Annotated in this window: 21 protein-coding genes; 16 read left to right on the top strand and 5 right to left on the bottom strand. The window is 41.3% G+C overall.

Annotated elements, in window-relative coordinates:
- Positions 1–118: 118 nt before the first annotated feature.
- Positions 119–937 (bottom strand): membrane protein insertase YidC, encoded by an 819-nt coding sequence (locus BA1_RS10980; RefSeq protein ID WP_008358812.1) that lies wholly within the window; start codon positions 935–937, stop codon positions 119–121.
- A 25-nt stretch (positions 938–962) separates the two neighbouring features.
- Positions 963–1,244 carry a hypothetical protein gene (locus BA1_RS10975; RefSeq protein ID WP_008358810.1) on the bottom strand — a complete coding sequence of 94 codons (282 nt, stop codon included), beginning with the start codon at positions 1,242–1,244 and terminating at the stop codon, positions 963–965.
- A 120-nt stretch (positions 1,245–1,364) separates the two neighbouring features.
- Between BA1_RS10975 and BA1_RS10970 the strand changes: the two genes are divergently transcribed.
- From BA1_RS10970 to BA1_RS10930, 9 genes are all read left to right on the top strand, one after another.
- Positions 1,365–2,621: a DNA polymerase IV gene (locus tag BA1_RS10970; protein ID WP_008358808.1), complete on the top strand. Its 1,257-nt coding sequence runs from the start codon at positions 1,365–1,367 to the stop codon at positions 2,619–2,621.
- A 98-nt stretch (positions 2,622–2,719) separates the two neighbouring features.
- Positions 2,720–4,129 carry an NADP-dependent phosphogluconate dehydrogenase gene (gndA, locus tag BA1_RS10965; RefSeq protein WP_008358805.1) on the top strand — a complete coding sequence of 470 codons (1,410 nt, stop codon included), beginning with the start codon at positions 2,720–2,722 and terminating at the stop codon, positions 4,127–4,129.
- A 128-nt stretch (positions 4,130–4,257) separates the two neighbouring features.
- On the top strand, positions 4,258–5,103 hold the full coding sequence (locus BA1_RS10960) for a GRP family sugar transporter (protein ID WP_034739153.1): 846 nt from the start codon (positions 4,258–4,260) through the stop codon (positions 5,101–5,103).
- Between the two features lie 12 nt (positions 5,104–5,115).
- Positions 5,116–5,901, top strand: a complete 786-nt coding sequence (locus tag BA1_RS10955; RefSeq protein ID WP_008358800.1) for a glucose 1-dehydrogenase — start codon at positions 5,116–5,118, stop codon at positions 5,899–5,901.
- 412 nt (positions 5,902–6,313) lie between these two features.
- On the top strand, positions 6,314–6,625 hold the full coding sequence (locus BA1_RS10950) for a PTS sugar transporter subunit IIB (protein ID WP_008358799.1): 312 nt from the start codon (positions 6,314–6,316) through the stop codon (positions 6,623–6,625).
- Positions 6,626–6,628: 3 nt separating this feature from the next.
- Positions 6,629–6,961: a PTS sugar transporter subunit IIA gene (locus BA1_RS10945; protein ID WP_008358798.1), complete on the top strand. Its 333-nt coding sequence runs from the start codon at positions 6,629–6,631 to the stop codon at positions 6,959–6,961.
- A gap of 25 nt (positions 6,962–6,986) precedes the next feature.
- The gene (gene celB, locus BA1_RS10940) at positions 6,987–8,333 is read left to right on the top strand and encodes a PTS cellobiose transporter subunit IIC (RefSeq protein WP_008358795.1); all 1,347 of its coding nucleotides are present in this window, start codon (positions 6,987–6,989) and stop codon (positions 8,331–8,333) included.
- Complete coding sequence (locus BA1_RS10935) at positions 8,317–9,723, top strand: glycoside hydrolase family 1 protein (RefSeq protein ID WP_008358794.1); 1,407 nt, start codon at positions 8,317–8,319, stop codon at positions 9,721–9,723. Before celB ends, BA1_RS10935 begins: the two co-directional genes overlap by 17 nt.
- A gap of 176 nt (positions 9,724–9,899) precedes the next feature.
- Positions 9,900–10,622: a GntR family transcriptional regulator gene (locus BA1_RS10930; RefSeq protein WP_008358792.1), complete on the top strand. Its 723-nt coding sequence runs from the start codon at positions 9,900–9,902 to the stop codon at positions 10,620–10,622.
- Between the two features lie 46 nt (positions 10,623–10,668).
- Here BA1_RS10930 and zwf read toward each other — a convergent pair whose 3' ends face one another.
- On the bottom strand, positions 10,669–12,144 hold the full coding sequence (gene zwf, locus BA1_RS10925) for a glucose-6-phosphate dehydrogenase (protein WP_008358790.1): 1,476 nt from the start codon (positions 12,142–12,144) through the stop codon (positions 10,669–10,671).
- Between the two features lie 222 nt (positions 12,145–12,366).
- On the opposite strand from zwf, the gene rnz reads away from it, so the two are divergent.
- Complete coding sequence (gene rnz, locus BA1_RS10920) at positions 12,367–13,296, top strand: ribonuclease Z (RefSeq protein WP_008358788.1); 930 nt, start codon at positions 12,367–12,369, stop codon at positions 13,294–13,296.
- Positions 13,297–13,435: 139 nt separating this feature from the next.
- Positions 13,436–14,743, top strand: coding sequence for an aspartate aminotransferase type Ic (locus BA1_RS10915; protein ID WP_008358787.1), 1,308 nt, complete (start codon positions 13,436–13,438; stop codon positions 14,741–14,743).
- A gap of 43 nt (positions 14,744–14,786) precedes the next feature.
- Here BA1_RS10915 and BA1_RS10910 read toward each other — a convergent pair whose 3' ends face one another.
- The gene (locus BA1_RS10910; RefSeq protein WP_008358785.1) at positions 14,787–15,551 is read right to left on the bottom strand and encodes an alpha/beta fold hydrolase; all 765 of its coding nucleotides are present in this window, start codon (positions 15,549–15,551) and stop codon (positions 14,787–14,789) included.
- A gap of 117 nt (positions 15,552–15,668) precedes the next feature.
- The gene (gene namA, locus BA1_RS10905; RefSeq protein WP_008358782.1) at positions 15,669–16,685 is read right to left on the bottom strand and encodes an NADPH dehydrogenase NamA; all 1,017 of its coding nucleotides are present in this window, start codon (positions 16,683–16,685) and stop codon (positions 15,669–15,671) included.
- A 145-nt stretch (positions 16,686–16,830) separates the two neighbouring features.
- On the opposite strand from namA, the gene BA1_RS10900 reads away from it, so the two are divergent.
- The 5 genes from BA1_RS10900 (at position 16,831) to BA1_RS19040 (ending at position 22,083) form a co-directional block, all read left to right on the top strand.
- Entirely contained in the window at positions 16,831–18,444 is a 1,614-nt protein-coding gene (locus tag BA1_RS10900; protein ID WP_008358781.1) for a M20/M25/M40 family metallo-hydrolase, read from the top strand.
- Positions 18,445–18,811: 367 nt separating this feature from the next.
- Positions 18,812–20,161 carry a coproporphyrinogen-III oxidase family protein gene (locus tag BA1_RS10895; protein ID WP_008358779.1) on the top strand — a complete coding sequence of 450 codons (1,350 nt, stop codon included), beginning with the start codon at positions 18,812–18,814 and terminating at the stop codon, positions 20,159–20,161.
- Positions 20,161–21,417, top strand: a complete 1,257-nt coding sequence (locus BA1_RS10890; protein WP_008358778.1) for an MFS transporter — start codon at positions 20,161–20,163, stop codon at positions 21,415–21,417. The genes BA1_RS10895 and BA1_RS10890 overlap by 1 nt, the downstream gene beginning before the upstream one ends.
- Positions 21,386–21,925 carry a DinB family protein gene (locus tag BA1_RS10885; RefSeq protein ID WP_008358776.1) on the top strand — a complete coding sequence of 180 codons (540 nt, stop codon included), beginning with the start codon at positions 21,386–21,388 and terminating at the stop codon, positions 21,923–21,925. Before BA1_RS10890 ends, BA1_RS10885 begins: the two co-directional genes overlap by 32 nt.
- Before the next feature lie 14 nt (positions 21,926–21,939).
- The gene (locus BA1_RS19040) at positions 21,940–22,083 is read left to right on the top strand and encodes a hypothetical protein (RefSeq protein WP_155887863.1); all 144 of its coding nucleotides are present in this window, start codon (positions 21,940–21,942) and stop codon (positions 22,081–22,083) included.
- Positions 22,084–22,115: the final 32 nt, after the last annotated feature.

Here is a 22,115-nt window from a genome sequence, read left to right as displayed (position 1 = left end):
TATACTTCAAATGTTTTAATTTAACTGTGAAAATAATACAAATTTCTAAAATAAATTTCATTTTAGCCCTTTGTCAACAATCTGAAGCCCCTTATCAAATGGATAAGGGGTTCATTTTTTATTCAGCAGCTGGGTTGACTGGATCGTTTGCCGCAGCTTTTGTTTTTGATTTTTGGTACATGACATTTAAGATAATTGTTTGAATGGTGAGTAAAAGTCCACTCGTCATCCAGTATAAAGGAAGAGCAGCGGGTGCATTGATTGAGAGAAATAGCATCATGATGGGGAAAATCATGCCCATTAATTTCGCTTGCTTCAGCGCAGCCTCTGTTTGCGTGCCTGATTGTTTTGCGTATTTTTGCGTGACATAAAATTGCAAGAAATACATAGCGCCGGCAAAGATCGCTACTAAAAGGTCAGTTTGTCCCAGACTAAACCATAAAAACGAATGCGTGGCAATCTCAGGTGTTGATCGGATAGCTGAGTAAAAGGCAAGAACAATTGGAATTTGAATCAGCATCGGCAGACAGCCCATCGCTAGCGGGTTCACATTGTTGTCTTTATATAATTTCATCATGTCCATTTGCAGCTCTTTTTGTTTTTCAGGTTCTTTCGTTTTCTTCAATTTGCTTTGTATTTGGTCAATTTGTGGTTTGATCAGTGCCATTTTCTCTTGCATGACTCTTTGTTTTTTAAATTGGTTTGCAAAAAGCGGGAAAATGAGCAAGCGCACAATAAATGTCACGAACATAATGGATAAACCATAATCATCATGAAAGAAGTTTGCAAGCCAAATGATCAACTCAGAAAAAGGCTGGACAAAATAATGATGGAAAAACCCATCAGAGCTCGTATTCGTTTGCGTACTTGCAGCAAATGCAGGTGACGCCACCATCATCAAAAATAAAGTCGTACAAACAGTCAATAAACGTTTCAATTCATTTCCTCCTCAATAATAAAATCTAATAAGAGAGAGGAAGCGAATGGTCTTCATCATCATTTGATGATCTTTTCATTCGAATGACTTTACTAATCCAAGTTGTAATGCGATCATATATGATAAACAGAAAGTCTGTTCGATTCAAGCAAGATGCGTTCAACTCTTCCAAACGATGTCCGCCAAGGTGCTCGTTCATTCGGCAGTCTTTTAATAAGAAAGCAATGCCGATGGCCGTCAGCGCTGGAAGAATAATCGTAAAGAATTCAACAAGGAAAAAGACTTCATTGAATGTATCAATAATCATGATTATCACATCCATTTCATTATTCACAGTGTACTATACACCATATGAAATGTCTAATGGAACTAGCAGGTCAAATGACGATGAAGTGATGAAGATGAAACAGATGAAGGAGGTAAGCAAATGGCTGATTCTCAAAGGAAAAGGCGGATCATTTTCCATATTGATATGAATAGTTTTTATGCATCGGTTGAAATGGCATATGATCCTTCTTTGAGAGGGAAACCTTTAGCCATTAGCGGAAATGCCAAAGAGCGTAAAGGAATTGTTGTGACTTGCAGCTACGAGGCAAGAGCACTAGGGGTGAAGCCGCCGATGCCATTATGGGAAGCGAAGCGGCTTTGTCCAGGACTGATTGTGCGCACACCAAACTTTGACCGCTACCGCAGCTCCTCACAAGAAATGTTTACGATACTGAGAGAATATAGTGATTTAGTCGAACCCGTTTCGATTGATGAAGGCTATATTGATTTAACCGACACACCTTATGCTGAGCATGCGGTGAAAACCGCTCATGATATCCAAACGAGGCTCGTAGAAGAGCTCATGCTTCCTTCAAGTATAGGCATTGCGCCGAATAAATTTTTGGCGAAAATGGCGTCGAACTGGAAAAAGCCAATGGGGATTACGATTTTGCGTAAACGAGATGTCCCGCAGATGCTCTGGCCTCTATCAGCAGGTGAAATGCACGGAGTTGGTCAAAAAACAGCAGATAAATTAAAAACAATTGGCATTCATACGATTGAAGATTTAGCAAAAGCGAATGAGTATGAGCTGAAAGAATTGTTAGGCATCAATGGACCAAGGCTAAAGCAAAAGGCGAACGGAGAGCATGACGGCATTGTTGATCCAGAAAGGATATACGAATTTAAATCTGTCGGCAATTCTTCCACCCTTCCTCACGATTCAGATGATACAGATGAGCTTGTCACATTAATTGATCGACTGTCACAATCGGTGAGTGCAAGATTACGAAGAAAGGAAGTGATGGCGAACCGGCTGCTCATTATGATTCGGTATGCAAGCTGGAAAAATATCACACGGAGCGTCATGCTTACGAATCCAACTGATCGAAAGGAAGACCTTTTTGAGGCAGCAAAGCAGTTATTCCTTAAGCACTGGAATGATCAGCCGGTGAGGCTCTTAGGTGTTACGGGGACAGATCTTGTGGAGCGAAAATCGGCCGTCAAGCAGCTTGATTTATTCTCCTATACAGAAGATGCAAAAGAAGAGCCGCTGCAATCCATTTTAGACGGCTTCAAAGAAAAATACGGAAAACCATTGATTCAAAGAGGGATGACCGTGAAGGAAAAAGAGAGCAAAACAAGCGGTACAAGTTTTAATAAAGATTTTTTTCAGGACGAAAGAGGAAATGACTAGCCTGAAAACTTGATAAAAGAGGTGGTGTTGTGGTAATTTCAAAGGGTACATCATTTCAGCAGTAATCAATATAGTGTGTTAGAAGGGACGTCAGAATTATGTCAAAACAACAAATCGGTGTGATTGGACTAGCCGTTATGGGGAAAAACCTTGCCCTTAATATCGAAAGCCGCGGGTTCTCTGTGTCTGTTTATAACAGATCTAGCAACAAAACAGAAGAGTTTCTTCAAGAATCACAAGGGAAAAACGTTGTAGGCACATACAGCATTGAAGAATTTGTTCAGTCGCTTGAAACGCCTCGTAAAATTCTGTTAATGGTAAAAGCTGGTGCAGCAACAGATGCAACCATTCAATCATTACTTCCTCACCTAGAGAAAGGTGACATTTTAATTGATGGTGGAAATACATATTACAAGGATACACAAAGACGTAATCAAGAGCTTGCAGAAAGTGGTATTCACTTCATTGGAACGGGTGTTTCTGGCGGTGAAGAAGGCGCACTGAAAGGCCCATCTATCATGCCAGGCGGTCAAAAAGAAGCACATGAGCTAGTGAAACCAATCTTAGAAGCAATCTCTGCGAAAGTAGATGGCGAGCCTTGTACAACGTACATCGGACCAGATGGAGCAGGACATTATGTCAAAATGGTTCATAACGGTATCGAGTACGGAGACATGCAATTGATCTCTGAGTCATATTTTATCCTAAAGCATGTCGCTGGATTATCAGCAGGGGAGCTTCACGAAGTATTCTCAGAGTGGAATAAAGGGGAGCTTGACAGCTACTTAATCGAAATTACAGCTGACATTTTCACAAAAGTGGATGAAGAAACGAACCAGCCGCTAGTGGATGTCATCTTAGATAAAGCTGGACAAAAAGGAACTGGAAAATGGACAAGCCAAAGCTCACTTGATTTAGGTGTCCCGCTTCCAATCATTACAGAGTCAGTTTTTGCGCGCTTTATTTCTGCGATGAAAGATGAGCGTGTTGAAGCAAGCAAATTGATTCAAGGCCCTGAGCCGACTCAATCAACTGAAGATAAACAAGCAATAATCGAAGCAGTTAGAAAAGCACTATTCATGAGTAAAATCTGTTCTTATGCACAAGGTTTTGCACAAATGAAAGCAGCGTCTGATGAATATAACTGGGATTTAAAATACGGTGAAATTGCCATGATCTTCCGCGGTGGATGTATCATTCGTGCAGCCTTCCTGCAGCAAATCAAAGAAGCATATGACCGTAACCCTGAACTGAAAAACCTATTGCTTGATCCTTACTTCAAGGATATCGTAGAAAGCTATCAATCATCACTACGTAAAGTCATTTCACTTGCAGTAGAACAAGGTGTTCCTGTTCCTTCATTCTCAAGTGCACTTGCTTACTTTGATAGCTATCGTACAGCTGTCCTTCCAGCCAACTTAATTCAAGCACAGCGTGACTACTTCGGCGCACATACGTATGAGCGCACAGATAAAGAAGGCGTATTCCACACTGAATGGATGAAATAAGAATAAAGCAGCAAAAAACCTTACCTCTGGACCTTACCTCTGGTAAGGTTTTTTGTGTTTGCATATTTTCGGCTAAAAATGCGAAAAAGAGGGATGCTATGTAAAAAAGAATGAAAGTAGGGATAGAAGTGGGCATTTTATATGCACTTCTCCCAGCGATATTTTGGGGAAGTATTGTTCTCATCAGTGTCAAACTTGGCGGGAATGCGTATCAGCAAACACTTGGCATTACCCTCGGCGCCTTTTTGTTTTCAATTGGGGCCTATGTGATCAAAATGCCAGAGCTGACACCGCTTATTTTTGCGGTTTCAGTGATTTCTGGGATCTTCTGGAGTATTGGACAAATGAATCAGCTCTCAAGTGTCGCCTTTCTTGGAGTGTCTAAGGCTGTCCCTTTATCAACGGGGATGCAGCTTGTGAGTACGACATTATTTGGTGTCATGGTCTTTAAAGAATGGCAAACCATGACAGTCATACTTATTGGTTCTTGCGCCATTTTATTGATCATTGCTGGCGTTGTCATGACATCCCTTGGTCAAAAAAAGAGCGGCGGGAACAGTGGCGGCAATTTTAAAAAAGGGATCATTATTTTGCTCATCTCAACCGTTGGCTACGTCGGATATGTCGTCATTTTAAGATGGTTTCATATTGATGGCTGGTCCGCTCTCGTTCCGCAATCTGTCGGCATGCTGCTTTCATCCTTGGCCATAAGTCTAAAACAAGACCCGTTTAGTAAATATACGTTCAAAAATATTCTTGCTGGTTTTGTTTGGTCGACAGGAAATCTAGGGCTTCTTTTGGCCATTCCGCTCATTGGTGTAGCCGTAAGCTTTTCTATGTCTCAAACAGGAATTGTTATCTCCACATTGGGCGGTATTTACTTATTAAAAGAGAAAGCATCTAAAACAAGCTTTGTGATTGCTGGCTGCTTGATGATCATTGCAGGCGGTGTGCTGCTAGGCTTTACAAAATAGGAGGTTAATCAAATGTACCCAGATTTAGAAGGAAAAACAGTTCTCATCACTGGCGCAGGGACAGGGATAGGTCAGGCGATGGCGCGCCGATTTGGACAAGAAAAGGCCAACGTGGTGATCAATTACTTTTCTGATAAAGAAAATCCGGACGAGACGATAGCTGACATTCAAAAAAATGGTGGTCATGCTGTCAAAATTCAAGGGGATGTATCAAAAGAAGAGGATATGCGAGCGATGATTGATAAAGCTGTCGCTACATACGGCAGTCTTGATGTCATGATCAATAATGCAGGAATTGAAAATGAGGTTCCCTCAACTGAAATGACATTAGATAATTGGAACAAAGTCATATCCACCAATTTAACAGGCATGTTTCTAGGCTGCCGTGATGCATTGAAGTATATGACAGAACACGGGATCGAAGGATCGATCATTAATATGTCGTCGGTTCATCAGCAAATCCCATGGCCTCATTTTGTCCATTATGCAGCAAGCAAAGGAGGCGCTAAGCTTTTGACCGAAACGCTGGCATTAGAATATGCCCCTAAAAAAATCCGTGTAAACAGCATTGCCCCAGGAGCGATTGACACCCCGATCAATGCCGAGAAATTTGCTGATCCAGAACAGAAAAAGGGCGTCATCGAGCTGATTCCAATCGGCTATATCGGCAAGCCAGAAGAAGTCGCAGCATGTGCCGTCTGGCTTGCGTCACAAGAGGCTAGCTATGTCACAGGATTGACGCTATATGTAGACGGCGGTATGACAAAGTACCCTGGGTTCCAGGCAGGAAAAGGATAAATACTGCATTTGATGATAACCATTTGGTTGTTAAAATAATGCCAAATCATGATCTAGCAATCAAAACGGCAGCATATTACGTTTTACCTAGCCCGCCTTTGTTCTCCAGTCGGCGTTAAACGTCTAATCAGTTTAAGGGATGAAGGGGCAGCTTACGAATGTGACGAGTCATTAGCACTCATTTTTCACAAAGTTCTCAAAGACTGTCTCGTAAATATTTATGAGTGTTTGAACAAAACAAAAAATAAAAGAGGTCTCATTCGTATGTGAATGAGATTTCTTTTATTTTTATAAAGTTGGTTACATTTCAAAATAAAATACAAACATATAAAATTAAATGTCTAGACATATAAAAATAAAAATATATAATATTAATTGGAAGCGCTTTTATTACAACAATGGGGTGAGAGAAATGAAACGTATTTTATTAGCATGCAGTTCAGGCATGTCTACGAGTTTACTAGTCACAAAGATGAAAGCCCATGCTGAATCTATTGGCGAGGAAGCAGAGATTTGGGCGGTCGGACAAGACAAAGCGAGAAAAGAGATGGCACATGCGGATGTTGTGTTAATTGGACCGCAAATGAGCTTTTTAAAAGGGGATCTTCAAAAAGAAGCTCAAAAGTACGGGATTCAAGTAGAGGTCATTGATATGCAGGCTTATGGGCTTGCAGATGGACAAAAAGCGTATGAACAAGCGGTTTCATTGATGGGAGAATCTTAAAGAATGGAAAAGAAGACGCTAGAAGGACTCACGGGGGAACAAGTCAGTTTTCAATTGATCTTACACAGCGGCAATGCTCGGAACAAATTGCTTCAATCTCTTAAACAATTTCGAGAAGGTCAAGAAAAGGAAGCGTTTGATTTCATGAAAGAAGCAGAAGACGACTTGCGAAATGCACACGATATCCATTTTCAAATGGTGCAGCAGGAGGCAAAAGGAGAAACCACTCCATTTTCCTTGCTGCTCATGCACGCTGAAGATCACTTCATGTCCACGCTGACGATCAAGGAGCTTGTGGGAGAGCTCCTGCCGATATTTCAATCGCTAAAACAATAAAGGGTGTAAACAAGGGGGGAAACCAATGTTTGATAAAATAAGTGCCATTTTGGTACCGATTGCCGGGAGATTGAACAATAATCGCTATTTAGGTGTATTACGGGATGCTTTTATGCTTGCATTCCCATTAACGATTTTTGGTTCCATTATGGTTGTATTAATGAATTTGCCATTTTTAAATAAAATCATGAGTCAAACTGCACTGGAAGGATTCCAGTCTGCACTGAATATCGCACCAAGTGCGACCATCAGTATTATGACCGTGTTTGTTGTATTTGGAATTGGCTACTATTTATCGAAAAGCTATGAAGTGGAAGCCGTATTTGGCGGCGTGATCGCTCTCGCTTCTTTCTTATTGCTGACGCCATTTTTGCTCGAACAAGAGGGTGCGGCGTCTATAGCGGGCGTCATCCCAGTCGATCGTCTAGGGGCAAAGGGGATGTTCCTCGGCATGATTACAGGCTTTTTATCAGCAGAAATTTACCGTTATTTTGTGAAAAAGAAATTTGTGATCAATATGCCGCAAGGGGTCCCGCCAGCTGTTTCAAAGTCTTTTGCTGCACTGATTCCGGCTACCCTGACTCTAACAGCCTTTTTACTCATCAATATCATCATTACACAAGGCTTTCACACAAATATGCATGACCTTATTTACCATGCAGTTCAGGCACCGCTTGTCGGACTTGGAAGCGGTATCATTCCGACGTTAATTGCGGTTTTCTTTATACAAATTCTTTGGTTCTTTGGATTGCACGGTCAAATTATTATCAACTCTGTGATGGACCCAATTTGGAACACGCTGTCCATTCAAAACCTTGAAAGCTATACAAAAACGGGCGAGGTTCCAAACATCATCAGCAAACAGTTTATTGAGGTCTATACGGTTGGAATGGGCGGAACCGGTATGACGCTTGCCGTTGTGTTTGCGATTTTAATTTTCCTAAAAAGTAAGCAATTAAAACAAGTGGCAAAGCTCGGCTTAGGACCAGGATTGTTTAACGTCAATGAACCGATTATTTTCGGTTTACCGATTGTGATGAACCCGCTTATTCTCATTCCATGGATTTTGGCACCCATGGTCATTACATGTGTTTCTTATTTTGCGATGGCCGCAGGCATTGTGCCGCCGCCGACAGGCGTGAACATCCCATGGACGGTGCCGATCTTTATTAGCGGCATCATGGCAACAAATTCATTAGCGGGCGGTCTGCTTCAGCTGTTTAATTTAATGATTGTGTTTGTTATTTGGTTCCCGTTCCTGACATTTATTGACCGCATGAATGTGAAAAATGAAAAAATAGCAACGACAGAAAAAACGAAACAAACAAACATCAAAGGTGAAGGGGACTCAATACATGTCGATGGACACTAACAGACAATCATATACATTTCCAAAAGATTTCTGGTGGGGATCTTCTGCCTCTGCCACGCAAACAGAGGGCAGTTATCCGGGAGATGGAAAGGGACCGAACATTTGGGATCACTGGTTTGAAAAAGAGCCGACTCGTTTTTTTAATGGCGTCGGTCCAGACGTGACCTCTCAATTTTATCGTAAATACAAAGAGGATATCCGGCTTATGAAGGAGATTGGGCATAATTCATTTCGTCTATCCATTTCATGGTCACGCCTTTTACCCAAGGGAAAAGGGGAAGTCAATGAAGAAGCTGTGGCTTTTTATAATGATGTGATCAATGAACTGATAGCGAGTGACATCGAACCGTTTGTGAACCTGTACCATTTTGATATGCCAATGGCGCTGCAGGAGACGGGTGGATGGGTAAACAGACAGGTCGTAGACGACTATGTCAGCTATGCGGTGTTGTGCTTTCAGTTATTTGGCGACCGGGTGAAGAAATGGTTTACCCATAACGAGCCGATTGTCCCTGTAGAGGGCGGATATATGTATAGCTTCCATTATCCAAACGAAGTCGATTTCCAAAAGGCAGTGCAAGTTGGTTTTCATGAGATTTTATCAAATGCTAAGGCCATTGCGGCTTATAAAGAGTTGCAACAGGACGGGAAAATCGGTATCATCTTAAATCTCACTCCTTCATATCCGCGAAGCGAGAATCCTCGGGATGTAGAAGCAGCTGAGATGGCGGATGCTTTCTTTAATCGTTCCTTCCTAGATCCTGCTGTTAAAGGGCACTTTCCAGAAAAGCTGGTGGAAGTGTTAAAGAAAGAAGGATTTATGCCGGTGATAGAAGATGGAGACCTTGAGCTCATCAAAGAGAACACGATTGACCTGCTCGGTATCAACTATTATCAGCCAAGAAGAGTGAAAGCAAAGGAACATATGCCGCATCCTCAAGCACCATTTATGCCAAACCATTATTTTGATCCCTTTGAAATGCCGGGAAGAAAAATGAATGTGTATCGAGGCTGGGAAATCTATGAAAAGGGTATTTACGATATATTGAAAAAAGTTCAAACAGACTATAAGAATATCGAATGCTTTATTTCTGAAAATGGAATGGGTGTTGAAGGAGAAGAACGGTTTAAAGATGAACAAGGAATGATTCATGACGATTACCGCATTGACTTTATTTCTGAGCATCTCAAATGGGTGCATCGAGCCATCCAAGAAGGCAGCAATGTGAAAGGCTATCATCTGTGGACGTTTATGGATAATTGGTCATGGACAAATGCGTATAAAAATCGTTATGGATTTGTCTCAGTCAATCTTGAAGAAGACGGGAAACGCACCATTAAAAAAAGTGGATACTGGTTTCAATCTGTTTCAGAGAATAATGGCTTTTAATCAAAATACTTGCTCTTTCCTTGAAAAGGGCAAGTATTTTTCTTATGTGATGGTGCAGGGATTGACACTAAAATGGCTGGAACCTTTTAAGCTCACTAGGCTTAGTGTAGAATGAGGGGAAAGGCTGGAAAGCGCTATAATATGATATGAAAAAACAAGTCAGTTGGTGGTGTGAGATGACAAAATACGAACTCATTTCAGAAGAAATTAGAAAACGAATAGGAACAGCATATTATCCAGAAGATCAACCCATTCCAGATGAAAACTCGCTTGCCGCTGAGTTTCAATGCAGCAGAATGACGATGAAGCGTGCGCTCGATCTTCTCGTAGCAGAAGGTCTGCTCTTTAGAAAAAGAGGTCATGGCACATTTATTGTGAAGGCAGCGCTAAACAAAAGGGCCATCAATGTATCAGGTCATGAAAATAGAGGGTTCACGAAAGTCATGGCAGATAAAAACGTGACGAGCCAAATCATTCGCTTTGATGTGCATTTTCCAAGTGAAGAGGTGGCAGCTCATCTCTCAATTGACTCAAGCGCACCCGTTTATGACATTGTCCGTCTCCGCCTTGTGGAAGAAGAGCCTTATGTATTAGAAAAGACTTTTATGCCCGTAAATGTCATTAAGGGAATAGATGAAAAGGTTCTATTAGGTTCAATATATAGCTACATTTCAAACACACTGCATCTAAAAGTAGCTGGAGCGCACAAGAAAATTAGAGCGGCTAAATCAGATCAGCTAGATCAGCAGTATTTAGGCTGTGACCAAGCTGATCCAGTGCTTGAAGTCGAGCAGGTGGCTTACTTAAACACGGGCCGGCCGTTTGAATACTCCTTTAGCCATCATCGCTATGATAAGTTTGAATTTTCAACTGTGGAAATTACGAAAACAGGACTTTAAAAAAGAGCAGCCCCCTTTGGGAGACTGCTCTTTTTTCATCTTGATTTTATATATTCCACCAGTGATACCCGTCTTTTTCTAGCAGCTCATCTGCTTCTTTCGGTCCCATAGAACCAGCAGGATAATTTGGTTTTAACGTTTTCGTTTCTGCCCATTTCTCAGAAATCGGATCAACAAAGTTCCAAGAAAGTGCCACTTCATCCCAGTGCGCAAAGTTCGTTGCATCACCGAGCAAGCAGTCATGAATCAGCTTTTCGTATGCTTCTGGTGTATTCATGATGTCGTTGTAATTTGTTTGGTAGTCGAGTTTAATCGGTTTAGCATATGTTCCGCCATCAAGCTTGCGCGCATTCAGGTGAAGGGTAATACCTTCATCCGGCTGAATGTGAATGACGAGTAAGTTTGGATGCATGGAATTCCCGTTTCCGTAGTACAGGTTCATCGGAATGTCTTTAAATTGAACCACGATTTGAGTGGATTTCTTTTCTAGACGTTTTCCTGTCCGAATGTAAAATGGTACACCGGCCCATCTAAAGTTATCGATGAGAAGTTTCCCTGCAACGAATGTTTCTGTGTTAGAGTTTGGGTCCACATTTTGCTCTTCAAGATAGGAAGGAACCATATGGCCATCAATCGTTCCAGCATCATACTGTCCGCGGACAAAGAATTGATCGACCTCATCTTTAGAGAAAGGACGAAGGGCGCGCAATGCTTTCCGTTTTTCGCTTCGAATTTCCTCTGTATTGAGCTTAATTGGCGGCTCCATGGCTAAAAGTGCGACCATTTGAAGCATATGGTTTTGAACCATGTCTCTAAGTGCGCCAGAGCTTTCATAATATCTAGCCCGGTCTTCAACACCTAACGATTCACTAGATGTAATTTGAATGTTTGAAATATAGCGGTTTGTCCAAAGTGGTTCAAAGATCGCATTCGCAAAGCGGATGACCTCAATGTTTTGCACCATTTGTTTACCTAGATAGTGGTCAATCCGATAAATTTGATCTTCTGTAAATGCACCACGAATCTCTTCATTTAATGTTTTGGCACTAGGCAGATCATGTCCAAATGGTTTTTCGATCACAAGTCGTGACCAGCCGGTCGTTTCTGATACGCCCTCACTTTTTAAGAACTTCGCAATCGTTCCGAAGAATTCCGGTGCCATAGCTAAATAGAACATCCGGTTATTTGGGATACTGTATGTATCTTCAAGTCCGGAAAGAAGCGTGTTGAGTGCTTGATAGGAGGCAGGGCTTGAGACGTCAAAGTCATGGTAATAGAAATGAGAAATGAATTCCTCTGCTTTTGCTTCTGCATCGTCAGAAGAGACAGATTCTTTTACCACAGCTCTGAGATCCTCGTGAGACCACGGGCGGCGCCCAACACCTACAACGGCGAATTGATCTCCAAGCTTTCCGCTATGATAAAGTCTATGTATAGAAGGGTAGAGCTTGCGCTTTGCAAGGTCTCCTGTTGCGCCAAAGATGACAATGACTGCTTTTGGATAATTAGTTTCTGTATTCACGAAAAGTACCTCACTTTATTCGTAGCATTGTTGTAAAAAACAAGAATGTATGTACATTTTCTTTATTTTAAAGGTTCATTGTACGTAAAGCAAACATTTGATTCGACTTTTTCTGCTCAAGTTTGTCTTTTTTAAAAAATTCAGCTGAATTCACATTTACCTTGTCTTCATGTATTCTATATGAATGAAGACATTGTATACCGGCTGTAGGAGGAAATCGTAATGGAACTGCTCTTTTTAGGAACAGGTGCAGGCATTCCTGCAAAAACAAGAAACGTCACTTGCACAGCGCTGAAGCTTTTAGAAGAGAGAAAAGCAGTGTGGCTTTTTGATTGCGGAGAAGCGACGCAGCATCAAATATTACATACAACGATTAAACCAAGAAAAATTGAGAAGATCTTTATCACGCATATGCACGGTGATCATGTATATGGTCTCCCGGGTCTGCTTGGCAGCAGGTCCTTTCAAGGCGGAGAGGATGAATTGACGATATATGGTCCAAGAGGCATCAAAGCCTTTGTAAATGCGGCACTTTCAGCGACACAAACGCATTTGACCTATCCGCTGCATATCATTGAAATAGATGAAGGGATCGTATTTGAAGATGATACCTTTCAAGTAGAAGCTAAAAGGGTGTCTCACGGAGTCCCAGCCTACGGTTATCGGGTCGTGGAAAAAGATGTACCTGGTGCACTAAAAGCCGAAGACCTAAAAAAAATCGGTGTAAAACCTGGACCTTTGTATCAGAAGTTAAAAAACGGGGAAACCGTTACACTCGAAGATGGAAGAAGAATTGATGGAACCGATTATTTGGAACCCCCTAAAAAAGGGAGGATTGTTGCATTTTCAGGAGATACACGTTTGTGCGAGAATATAACAAGGCTTGCCAAGAATGCGGATGTGTTAGTCCATGAAGCAACATTTAGTAAAGAAGATGCAGAACTAGCCTATCATTATTATCACAGCACGACAGAACAAGCAGCGAAAACAGCGCAGGAAGCAGGCGTCAAAAAACTCATTTTGACCCATATTAGTGCACGGTACCAAGGGGAAGAGTCACTGAAGCAATTACTGAAAGAAGCCCGCGATATATTCCCGCTGACTGAAGCTGCGCATGATTTCTTTTCTTTTCCTATAGACCGCACCCTGTAAAAATTGGATGAATCGTCAGAAATAGTTGTGTGATTTTTTTGATTTTTATGATGACGCTCTTTTTCAGGTAGTGGTAAAATGGTGAAGAAAAAACAAATGACGAATAACACTATGAAGAATACGGGAGGCACAATCAAAGATGAGCGGTTTTACAGCATTAAGTGAAGCAGAATTAAATGACCTATATGCAGCACGACAAAAAGAGTATGAAACGTACAAAAGTAAAAACTTACACTTAGACATGTCTAGAGGGAAGCCTTCACCAAAACAGCTCGATTTATCTATGGGCATGCTCGATGTCGTGACATCAAAGGATGTGATGACAGCTGAGGATGGTACAGATGTGCGAAACTATGGCGGCTTGACAGGCCTTCCTGAAACGAAGGAATTTTTTGCAAGTGTGCTCAATCTGAAGCCGGAACAAATCATTATTGGCGGTAATTCAAGTCTAAATATGATGCATGATACGATTGCCCGTGCGATGACTCACGGCGTATATGGCAGTAAAACACCTTGGGGAAAACTTCCAAAGGTGAAATTCCTTGCCCCAAGCCCAGGGTATGATCGTCATTTTGCCATTTGTGAGCATTTTAACATAGAGATGATAACGGTAGATATGAAGGCTGATGGACCTGACATGGATCAGGTGGAAAAATTGGCCGCAGAAGATGAAGCCATCAAAGGCATTTGGTGTGTACCAAAATATAGCAACCCTGACGGCATTACGTACTCAGATGAAGTTGTTGACCGCCTTGCTTCAATGAAAACAAAAGCAGACGACTTCCGTATCTTTTGGGATGATGCCTATGCAGTCCATCATCTAACAGATACACCTGATACGTTAAAAGATATTTTTCAAGCAGTAGAACAAGCAGGACATCCAAACCGTGTGTTTATGTTTGCCTCTACTTCTAAAATTACATTCCCAGGCTCAGGTGTGGCACTCATGGCGTCTAGTCAAGACAATGTCAGCTTCACTCAAAAGCAACTAGCCGTACAAACCATCGGGCCAGATAAATTGAATCAAATAAGACACCTACGTTTCTTCCAAAATCCAGAGGGATTGAAGGAACATATGAAAAAGCATGCAGCGATCATTAAGCCGAAGTTTGACCTCGTTCTTTTGATCCTTGATAAAAAGCTTGGCGGAAAGGGTATCGCTGAATGGCACAAGCCAAATGGCGGCTATTTCATTAGCTTAAACACACTCGATCATTGCGCAAAAGCTGTTGTGCAAAAAGCAAAAGAAGCAGGTGTGACACTGACAGGTGCAGGGGCGACATTTCCATATGGAAAAGATCCGCTTGATCGTAATATCCGTATTGCGCCAACGTTCCCAACACTTGAAGAACTAGAACAAGCGATTGACATCTTTACGTTATGTGTTCAGCTTGTCAGCATTGAAAAGCTGCTTTCTGAAAAGAGTCAATCTGCGCCAACGGCATAAAAACAAAACTCCTTGACGGATGTCCATCAAGGAGTTTTTGCTTTTAATTGGCTGTTTGATAATAGGAGACGGGCTGTTTTGCTGCGCACCATACATCATAAATCGCAAGCTGCACGATATGTGGTTCATCATGATGAATATAGTGCGAGCTGTTCTGCGCCTGAATCCATCCGCTTTGGGATGACAAAGTGAGCATTTGTTTATGAAGCCTGAGCCAAGCTTCATGCGCTGGATGAAGCAGCCGGCTTTTGCCTGATGAAATGACAAGAAGCGGCATCATGCCATAATGCGTTTGCTCCTTCTTGATCGTACTTAGCATTTGCTGAAAATCCTCATGTGTACACTCTGCTGTGAACTGTGCCATATACGAAGTGCGTTCTTCTTTTGATAAAAGCGGCAGGATGACCTGCTCTTGATCTTCACTTGCCGGGTCTAACAGCACCATACCGATCACATCTTCACTTCTGCGGCTTGCCCATAAGCGGCTGACGAGAGAACCGAATGAGTGCGCCACAATAAGAAAGGGCGGCTGAATATTGGCTTGTTTTAAAAGCGCATCTAAATCATCCGCAAGGTCATGCAGCGTTCTTCCTTCATGGCTTTTACTGCTGTTCCCATTTCCTAAACGGTCGTATAAGAAAACCCCAAGCTCTGGATCAATATCACGGGCAATATTTGTCCAGGTATCGCCAGAAATTCCGTAGCCTGCTTCAAAGATAATGGTCGCTTGCCTTTTGCCCTGACGATGCTTCGTATAAAAGTGATGTCCATTTATATGATAAGTTCTTTCAATCATTGCAGAGTTCATTCTTCCATCTCCTCTAAGTGATTCTTTAGCTAAAAGACGGCACAAAAGGCAAAGATGTTTCTCTTAAAAACAAAAAAGATGCCTATTTCAAAAAATAGACACTTTTTTTTAGAGCGGTTACCAAGCGCGATCGTATTGTCGCGGAGCTTCAATGGATGTACGCAGCTGTTTAGCGGCTGTTTTTGGGAAATACGGATCCCGTAAAAATTCTCTGCCGATAAAGATCAAGTCAGCACGCTGATTTTGCAAAATTTCTTCTGCCTGTATACCAGATGTGATCAAACCGACAGCAGCTGTTTGAATACCCGCACCTTCTTTTATTTTCTCTGCAAAAGGTACTTGGTAGCCGGGGAATATTTTCATATCAGCCGGCACCACAGCGCCTGAGCTGACATCAATTAAGTCAACACCCTGTTCTTTCAGCCATGCGGCAATGCCAATATAATCAGCAATATCGAGTCCTTTTGTTGAGTAATCAGAAGCGGATACACGGACAAATAAAGGCCCTTCCCATACTTCGTTGACCGCATCAATGACTTCTCTTAAGAAGCGATAACGGTTTTCTGGTGAGCCGCCGTACTCATCTGTCCGCTGATTTGCAAGCGGTGAAAGAAATTCGTTAATCAAATAGCCATGCGCACCATGAATCTCAATGATGTCAAATCCAGCTTTTTTTGCTCGGACAGCTGCATGTTGAAACGCCTGAACCGTGTCTTTGATTTGATCGACAGACATCTGCACAGGTGTTTTCGACTGTTCATCAAACGGAATGCTGGAGGGGGCAAGAATGTCACCTTCCAGCTCCGCCTTACGCCCCGCATGGGCTAGCTGAATGGCTGTTTTGGTTCCATATGCTTGGATTTGTTCGTTTAAGGAGGCAAATCCTTCAATGTGCTCATCACTCCATATCCCGAGGTCTTGATCACTAATTCTTCCTTCAGGAGAAACAGCACTTGCCTCAACCATGATTAGACCAGCCTGACCCTGCGCGCGGGAAATATAATGTGCAAAGTGGAAAGGCTGTAATTTCCCATCCCTGTCATAGGATGAATACATACACATCGGTGACATCACAATGCGGTTTTTGAGTGTGACACCTTTTAATGTCCAAGGTGAAAAGAGTTTTGTTTCCAATTACCTTCGCCTCCTCATAGAATGGTATAGCCGATTATAACAACCATTCAAACATTCGTCATAAAAGGTGCTCAAATCATATAGCTTTTCTACACGTTTTTGTATAATGGAGGATAAGATCAAGGACATCAAAGGGGGAAAACGGATGAAATGGCAAACAGAGAGTGAACTAAAGGAGCTGCTCACAGCTCTTATGCAATATGAAAGCATATCTGGTACAACGGGAGAAGTCGCGTTAGCGGAATATGTATATTACTTGCTGAGGGAGCGTCCGTATTTTGAGCAGCATCCTGACCATTTGGCTTTGCATCCGATGAAAGACGGCCGGTATTATTTAACGGCTCTTGTCAAACGCAGTACGCTGCCACGTACCGTACTTTTGCTCAGTCACTTTGATGTAGTCGATACTGAGGATTACGGAGAATTTCAAAATATGGCGTGTAAGCCCGAAGAGTTAATGGCATCCTTTTCTCAAAAAAGTGCGCTTCTTCCAAAGAGAGCAAGAGAGGATTTGGCTTCAGGTGACTGGCTGTTTGGAAGAGGGTCTATGGATATGAAAGCAGGTTTGACCGTGCAGCTTTCTATGCTGGAAAGAGCGATGACGGAGAGATTTGAAGGAAATGTCCTTCTCGTGACAGTTCCAGATGAAGAGGTGAACTCACAGGGAATGCTCGAGGCTGTCCCAAAGCTAAAAGAGCTCAAGGAGAAGTACGATCTTGATTATACCGCGTGTTTAAACAGCGAGCCGATGTTTGAAAAGTATCCAGGAGATACGCACCAATATATTTATACAGGCAGTATAGGGAAGGTGCTTGCCGGATTTTTTTGTAAAGGAATTGAAACGCATGTAGGAGAGCCTTTCTCAGGCTTAAACGCGAATTTTATGGTGTCTGAACTCAACCGTTTGTTAGAACTGAATAGTGATTATTGTGAGGAAGTAGATGGTGAAGTGACGCCGCCTCCCACCAATTTGATGCAAAAGGATTTGAAAGAAGCCTATTCCGTTCAAACGCCTCACACGGCTGTTTCTCTATTTAATGTGCTTATGATGAAACGCTCAAGTGAAGAGCTCCACGGGCTTCTCTATGAAACTGCGAAACAAGCAGCCATGCAAATTGAGGCCAATCTGAAACAGAAAACGGCTGCATTTCAGCGCTTCAAACACTTTACACCCATTGACACGAACATCACGGTTCTTACATATCATGAGCTGTATCAAAAAGCCGCTGAACGATCAGGCACGCAGGAAGTCGAGCGTATTGTCAACTATGCATTCGCCAACCGGGGTGAGCTCGGAGATCGTGATTTCTCAACCAAAATCGTATCAGAGCTGACGACTCTTTGTAAGGAAGAGGGGCCGCTCATTGTTCTATTTTATAGTCCGCCATTTTATCCTTCAGTGTCTTCAACAGATGATCAGCATATTCAGATGACCTTAAAGAAGATTCAAAGGGAGGCAAAAGAGGTCTATGGACTTGAAGTAGAAGAAGTGAAATATTTCCCCGGATTGTCTGATTTAAGCTACTTGCAGCTTGAAAAACAGGATGTAGCCGATTATACGGTCAACATGCCGCTTTACCAAAAAGGCTACTCGTTACCGCAAGGAGAAAAGGAGGCACTTTACGTTCCGGTCATCAACGTTGGTCCATTAGGAAAGGACCCGCACAAATGGACAGAACGTCTGCATATCCCGTTCTCTTTCGGCGTTTTGCCGTCGCTCTTAGAATCAACGATTCATGCGTTATTAGAGAAAGAGTAAGCATATGTGGCAAAAAGTCCTATCGTGATGATAGGGCTTTTTGTTGTGAACATTTAGTCTATTTTTTCTTCATTATGCCAGAAGTTATATATGAAAACGGCAATGTGAAACGATAGAACTAACAAAAATAGTTAAAATGATTGAAATATTCAGAAAAGTATATTATAATCAATTATGTAATTTAGTTACAATTACCCTAATTATAAGGAGGTGATTTAAATGAAACGTAACGAATGGATTGCGATCTAAAAAATGAACGAATACTTACAAAACAGTGTACACCGCAGAGAAGCGAATGTTTTAGCTTCTCTGTGAATCTGTATAAGGACTAAAAATAGATGAGAGTTGGGTGAGAGAATTGTCAAATATGAAAAATTATTATGAAGAGCATCCGCCTTTATGGAATTTTCTTTATCCGTTTTTTGGTCAATCTAGCCAAGAAGGAGCACAATCTCGTGTGACAGAATTCATCCAAAAAGAACGAACATTTCAAAAGGGGAAAAATGCTTTATATTTACATATCCCTTTCTGTGATACCATCTGTTCGTTCTGCCCCTTTATTAAATCCACAAAATATGAGCCTATGATCGGAAAGTATATTGATGCTTTAATCAATGAGATGCGCATTCTATCACAATCTCCTAATATTCAAAAAATGACTTTTGATGTGGTATTTGTTGGTGGAGGGACTCCTTCCATTATGCCTCCTGAGCTGATTTATCGACTTTCGACTGCAATAAAAGAAAACTTCACATTGTCACCTGACTATGAATGGACTTTTGAGTGTGAAGCAAAGACAGCTACAACAGAAAGAGTGGCTGCCATGTCTGAAGGTGGAGCAAATAGAGGGAGCTTTGGTGTCCAAACATTAAACGAACATTATCGGAAAATGTTCAATTTAACTGCTAGTTTTGATCAAATCTCTCAGACGGTAGACTTAATGAAGCGGCATTTCCAATCCTATAATATTGATTTATTATATCAGCTGCCTGGGCAAACGAAAGAAGAGATGATAGAGGACATAAATGGTGTGATGGCATTAGGAAGCACAAGTATTGATACGTATCCATTAGAATACATTGCATGTTCAAAGGGATGGTTATCAAAAATAAATAAAGGCAAAGTTCCTATGCCGCCAAATCCTAAAGAAAAGTTTGAGTTTAGCGACACACTCTATCGTCACTTAAAAACGAAGGGCTGGCATCAAAATTATGTCTATACGTTTATGGCTCCTGAGCATCAAAATAAACGTTTTCAATATGGCGAAGTGATTTACGGTGGTTATGAAGATCAATATATTGGACTTGGCACAGGTGCCATCTCGTACATGCAAGGCATGATATGGTCAAATGAAGGAAATACCCAAAGATACATCGAAAGCCTGACAACTCAAGAATTACCTATTGTCAAATCTAGAGAGTATCATGCTTTTGATAGAAGACTCGTCTTTTTCCCTAAAACAATGAAAATAGAAAAAGCACATCTTAATCAAATGCCAAAGCGTGAAGAGATTTATCGCAAACTAGAATTACTCATGTTGAGAGGGATCGTGGAGGAGGCGGAGCAATATTTTGTGATAAAAGAAGAAGCGAAACCTTGGTATCCTGCGATTTTAGTTGATCTTATACCAGAAAAAGAAAGAGCTAATTATGATCAAGCCGTCGAGTTTATGCAAAAAGAATTAGGCTGGTATGAGACGACAGAGGTGCTCCTCTAATGATTTTAAAGAAAGAAACGACATCTCTTTTTAAAAATCAGAACTTTGTCAGTTTCTTTATTGGACAAAACTTATCTGCTTTTGGAGATTGGTTTAGAACGATCGCTACGATTGGCTTAATCTATGAACTTACTGGCAGAGCGACTCACCTAAGTATTCTATTTATTTGTTCAATGCTTCCTCTCATTTTAACATCTATGCTTTTAAGCCCAATTATAGATAAGTTTTCTTACAAGAAAGTTGTAATTTTTGCAGATTTGGCACGCTTTATCATAGGACTAGGCTTTGTTTTAGTAGTTACATTGAATGTGACACCGTTTATCCTTTATTTTTTACTAGCGTTAAATGGTGCTTTTTCAGGTATATACTTGCCTGCTCGTTCATCTATGATTCCTGAAATCCTAGATAAAGAGCAGCTTTCTAAGGGAAATAGTATACTGGCAACGTCTTTTAGTGCCTCCATGCTGATTGCGACAGGTGTAGGCGGGTTGGTCACAGAAATCTGGTCCGTTTCCACCATTTATTTGGTGGATGCGATGACATTTTTATTATCAGCTATGCTGCTAATCCCTATTAAAGCGAAAGAAACGTCTGAAAAAAAAGAGTATGTGTCATATGTTCAAAGCTTTAAAGAGGGCATTGAAGAAATCAAAGGGTCGCCCAAAATTCAAAGTGCCATATGGATATTGATGTCTAGAGAATTCGCTTTAAGCATTGTTTATGTCATGTTTAGTTTGTACATTTTAGAAGTAGCAAAGGAAGGGAATTTTGGCTTAGGGCTTGGACATACAATAAGTGGACTAGGGCAAATAATCGGAGGAATTACACTCGCAGCTTATTTTAAAAAAGTGAAATTCTCCTTTCAGTTTTATAAAAGATGGTCAACGATATCGATCATATTGTTAGCGATATTACATGCGCTTTCCTATCAACAAACAAATTTTATTGGATTTTTATTTGTTGTTTTATTAGCAAATCTATTATACAGCCCAGTCGAAGTTTTGTACTCTACAAATATTATGACATATGCAAGCAGTCATTTAAGAGCCCGGGTTTTTTCGGCTGGACTTGCATTATCACGCATATTTTATATTAGTGGATTTATCATCATGGCGTTCATCGGAGATTTGATTCCTATACATGTCATTGCTATGTGTATGGCAGGTCTTTTGATATTAGCTGGTTTGATGAACAACTTATTGTTACTAAAAGAGAAACCGCAAGATGAATCCAAAAGAGAAATGCATTCACTATAAAGGAGACTTTGATTACGCAATGGAAACTGGAAAATTAACAAAAACAGAAATCGTCACATCGCTTCAAAGGAGTATTCGTGAGCTTGAGGAGCTAGTGCAGGCTTGTGATGAGCACACATTAGATCAATCTTTAGGAGAAGGCAAGTGGTCTATTAAACAAATCACTGGCCATTTGTATGATACAGAGGAAGTCTGGTCAGAGCGGATAGAGCAGGCACTTTCAAATGAGAACACACCTTTCCAATCGTATGATCCTGAGATTTATGTGAAGGAAAGAGCTTATGAAAGGTACACCGCACAAGAGATCCGTGCATTGCTTGAGCGCCTAAAAGAGAGCAGAAACAACACACTCCAGCTATTACACAAGGATACATGGGATTGCTCTGGTCTCCATCCTGAAGAAGGGGTGATGACAGTCCAAATCTTAGCTGAAACCATTGCTTTACATGAAAATCATCACCTCGCCCAAATAAAAGCCATCCTATCCATGAACAAATCATCTATATGAGGAGGTGCTAATCAATGAAGCACCAAGAATTGTTGATTGATGTTCATTTTTATCAAGCGCGTGATTATCTAATAGAACAAGCCGTTTCAACAAAAGAACAGAAAGAACCAAAAGATCAATCACACTGCTTGAATTCAATGACGAGCGAGAAAAAATAGATGGATATATGTAAAAAAGCACCTGTCATGGG

Source organism: Bacillus xiamenensis, from assembly GCF_000300535.1.
Taxonomy (GTDB): Bacteria; Bacillota; Bacilli; order Bacillales; family Bacillaceae; genus Bacillus; species Bacillus xiamenensis.
This window is presented reverse-complemented; position numbering and strand designations above follow the sequence as displayed.

Coding starts and splice junctions, on each gene's coding strand:
- BA1_RS10975 (WP_008358810.1), bottom strand. CDS start 1,244: ATGATTATTGATACATTCAATGAAGTCTTTTTCCTTGTTGAATTCTTT.
- BA1_RS10970 (WP_008358808.1), top strand. CDS start 1,365: ATGGCTGATTCTCAAAGGAAAAGGCGGATCATTTTCCATATTGATATG.
- gndA (WP_008358805.1), top strand. CDS start 2,720: ATGTCAAAACAACAAATCGGTGTGATTGGACTAGCCGTTATGGGGAAA.
- BA1_RS10955 (WP_008358800.1), top strand. CDS start 5,116: ATGTACCCAGATTTAGAAGGAAAAACAGTTCTCATCACTGGCGCAGGG.
- BA1_RS10950 (WP_008358799.1), top strand. CDS start 6,314: ATGAAACGTATTTTATTAGCATGCAGTTCAGGCATGTCTACGAGTTTA.
- BA1_RS10945 (WP_008358798.1), top strand. CDS start 6,629: ATGGAAAAGAAGACGCTAGAAGGACTCACGGGGGAACAAGTCAGTTTT.
- celB (WP_008358795.1), top strand. CDS start 6,987: ATGTTTGATAAAATAAGTGCCATTTTGGTACCGATTGCCGGGAGATTG.
- BA1_RS10935 (WP_008358794.1), top strand. CDS start 8,317: ATGTCGATGGACACTAACAGACAATCATATACATTTCCAAAAGATTTC.
- BA1_RS10930 (WP_008358792.1), top strand. CDS start 9,900: ATGACAAAATACGAACTCATTTCAGAAGAAATTAGAAAACGAATAGGA.
- rnz (WP_008358788.1), top strand. CDS start 12,367: ATGGAACTGCTCTTTTTAGGAACAGGTGCAGGCATTCCTGCAAAAACA.
- BA1_RS10915 (WP_008358787.1), top strand. CDS start 13,436: ATGAGCGGTTTTACAGCATTAAGTGAAGCAGAATTAAATGACCTATAT.
- BA1_RS10910 (WP_008358785.1), bottom strand. CDS start 15,551: ATGAACTCTGCAATGATTGAAAGAACTTATCATATAAATGGACATCAC.
- BA1_RS10900 (WP_008358781.1), top strand. CDS start 16,831: ATGAAATGGCAAACAGAGAGTGAACTAAAGGAGCTGCTCACAGCTCTT.
- BA1_RS10895 (WP_008358779.1), top strand. CDS start 18,812: ATGAAAAATTATTATGAAGAGCATCCGCCTTTATGGAATTTTCTTTAT.
- BA1_RS10890 (WP_008358778.1), top strand. CDS start 20,161: ATGATTTTAAAGAAAGAAACGACATCTCTTTTTAAAAATCAGAACTTT.
- BA1_RS10885 (WP_008358776.1), top strand. CDS start 21,386: ATGAATCCAAAAGAGAAATGCATTCACTATAAAGGAGACTTTGATTAC.
- BA1_RS19040 (WP_155887863.1), top strand. CDS start 21,940: ATGAAGCACCAAGAATTGTTGATTGATGTTCATTTTTATCAAGCGCGT.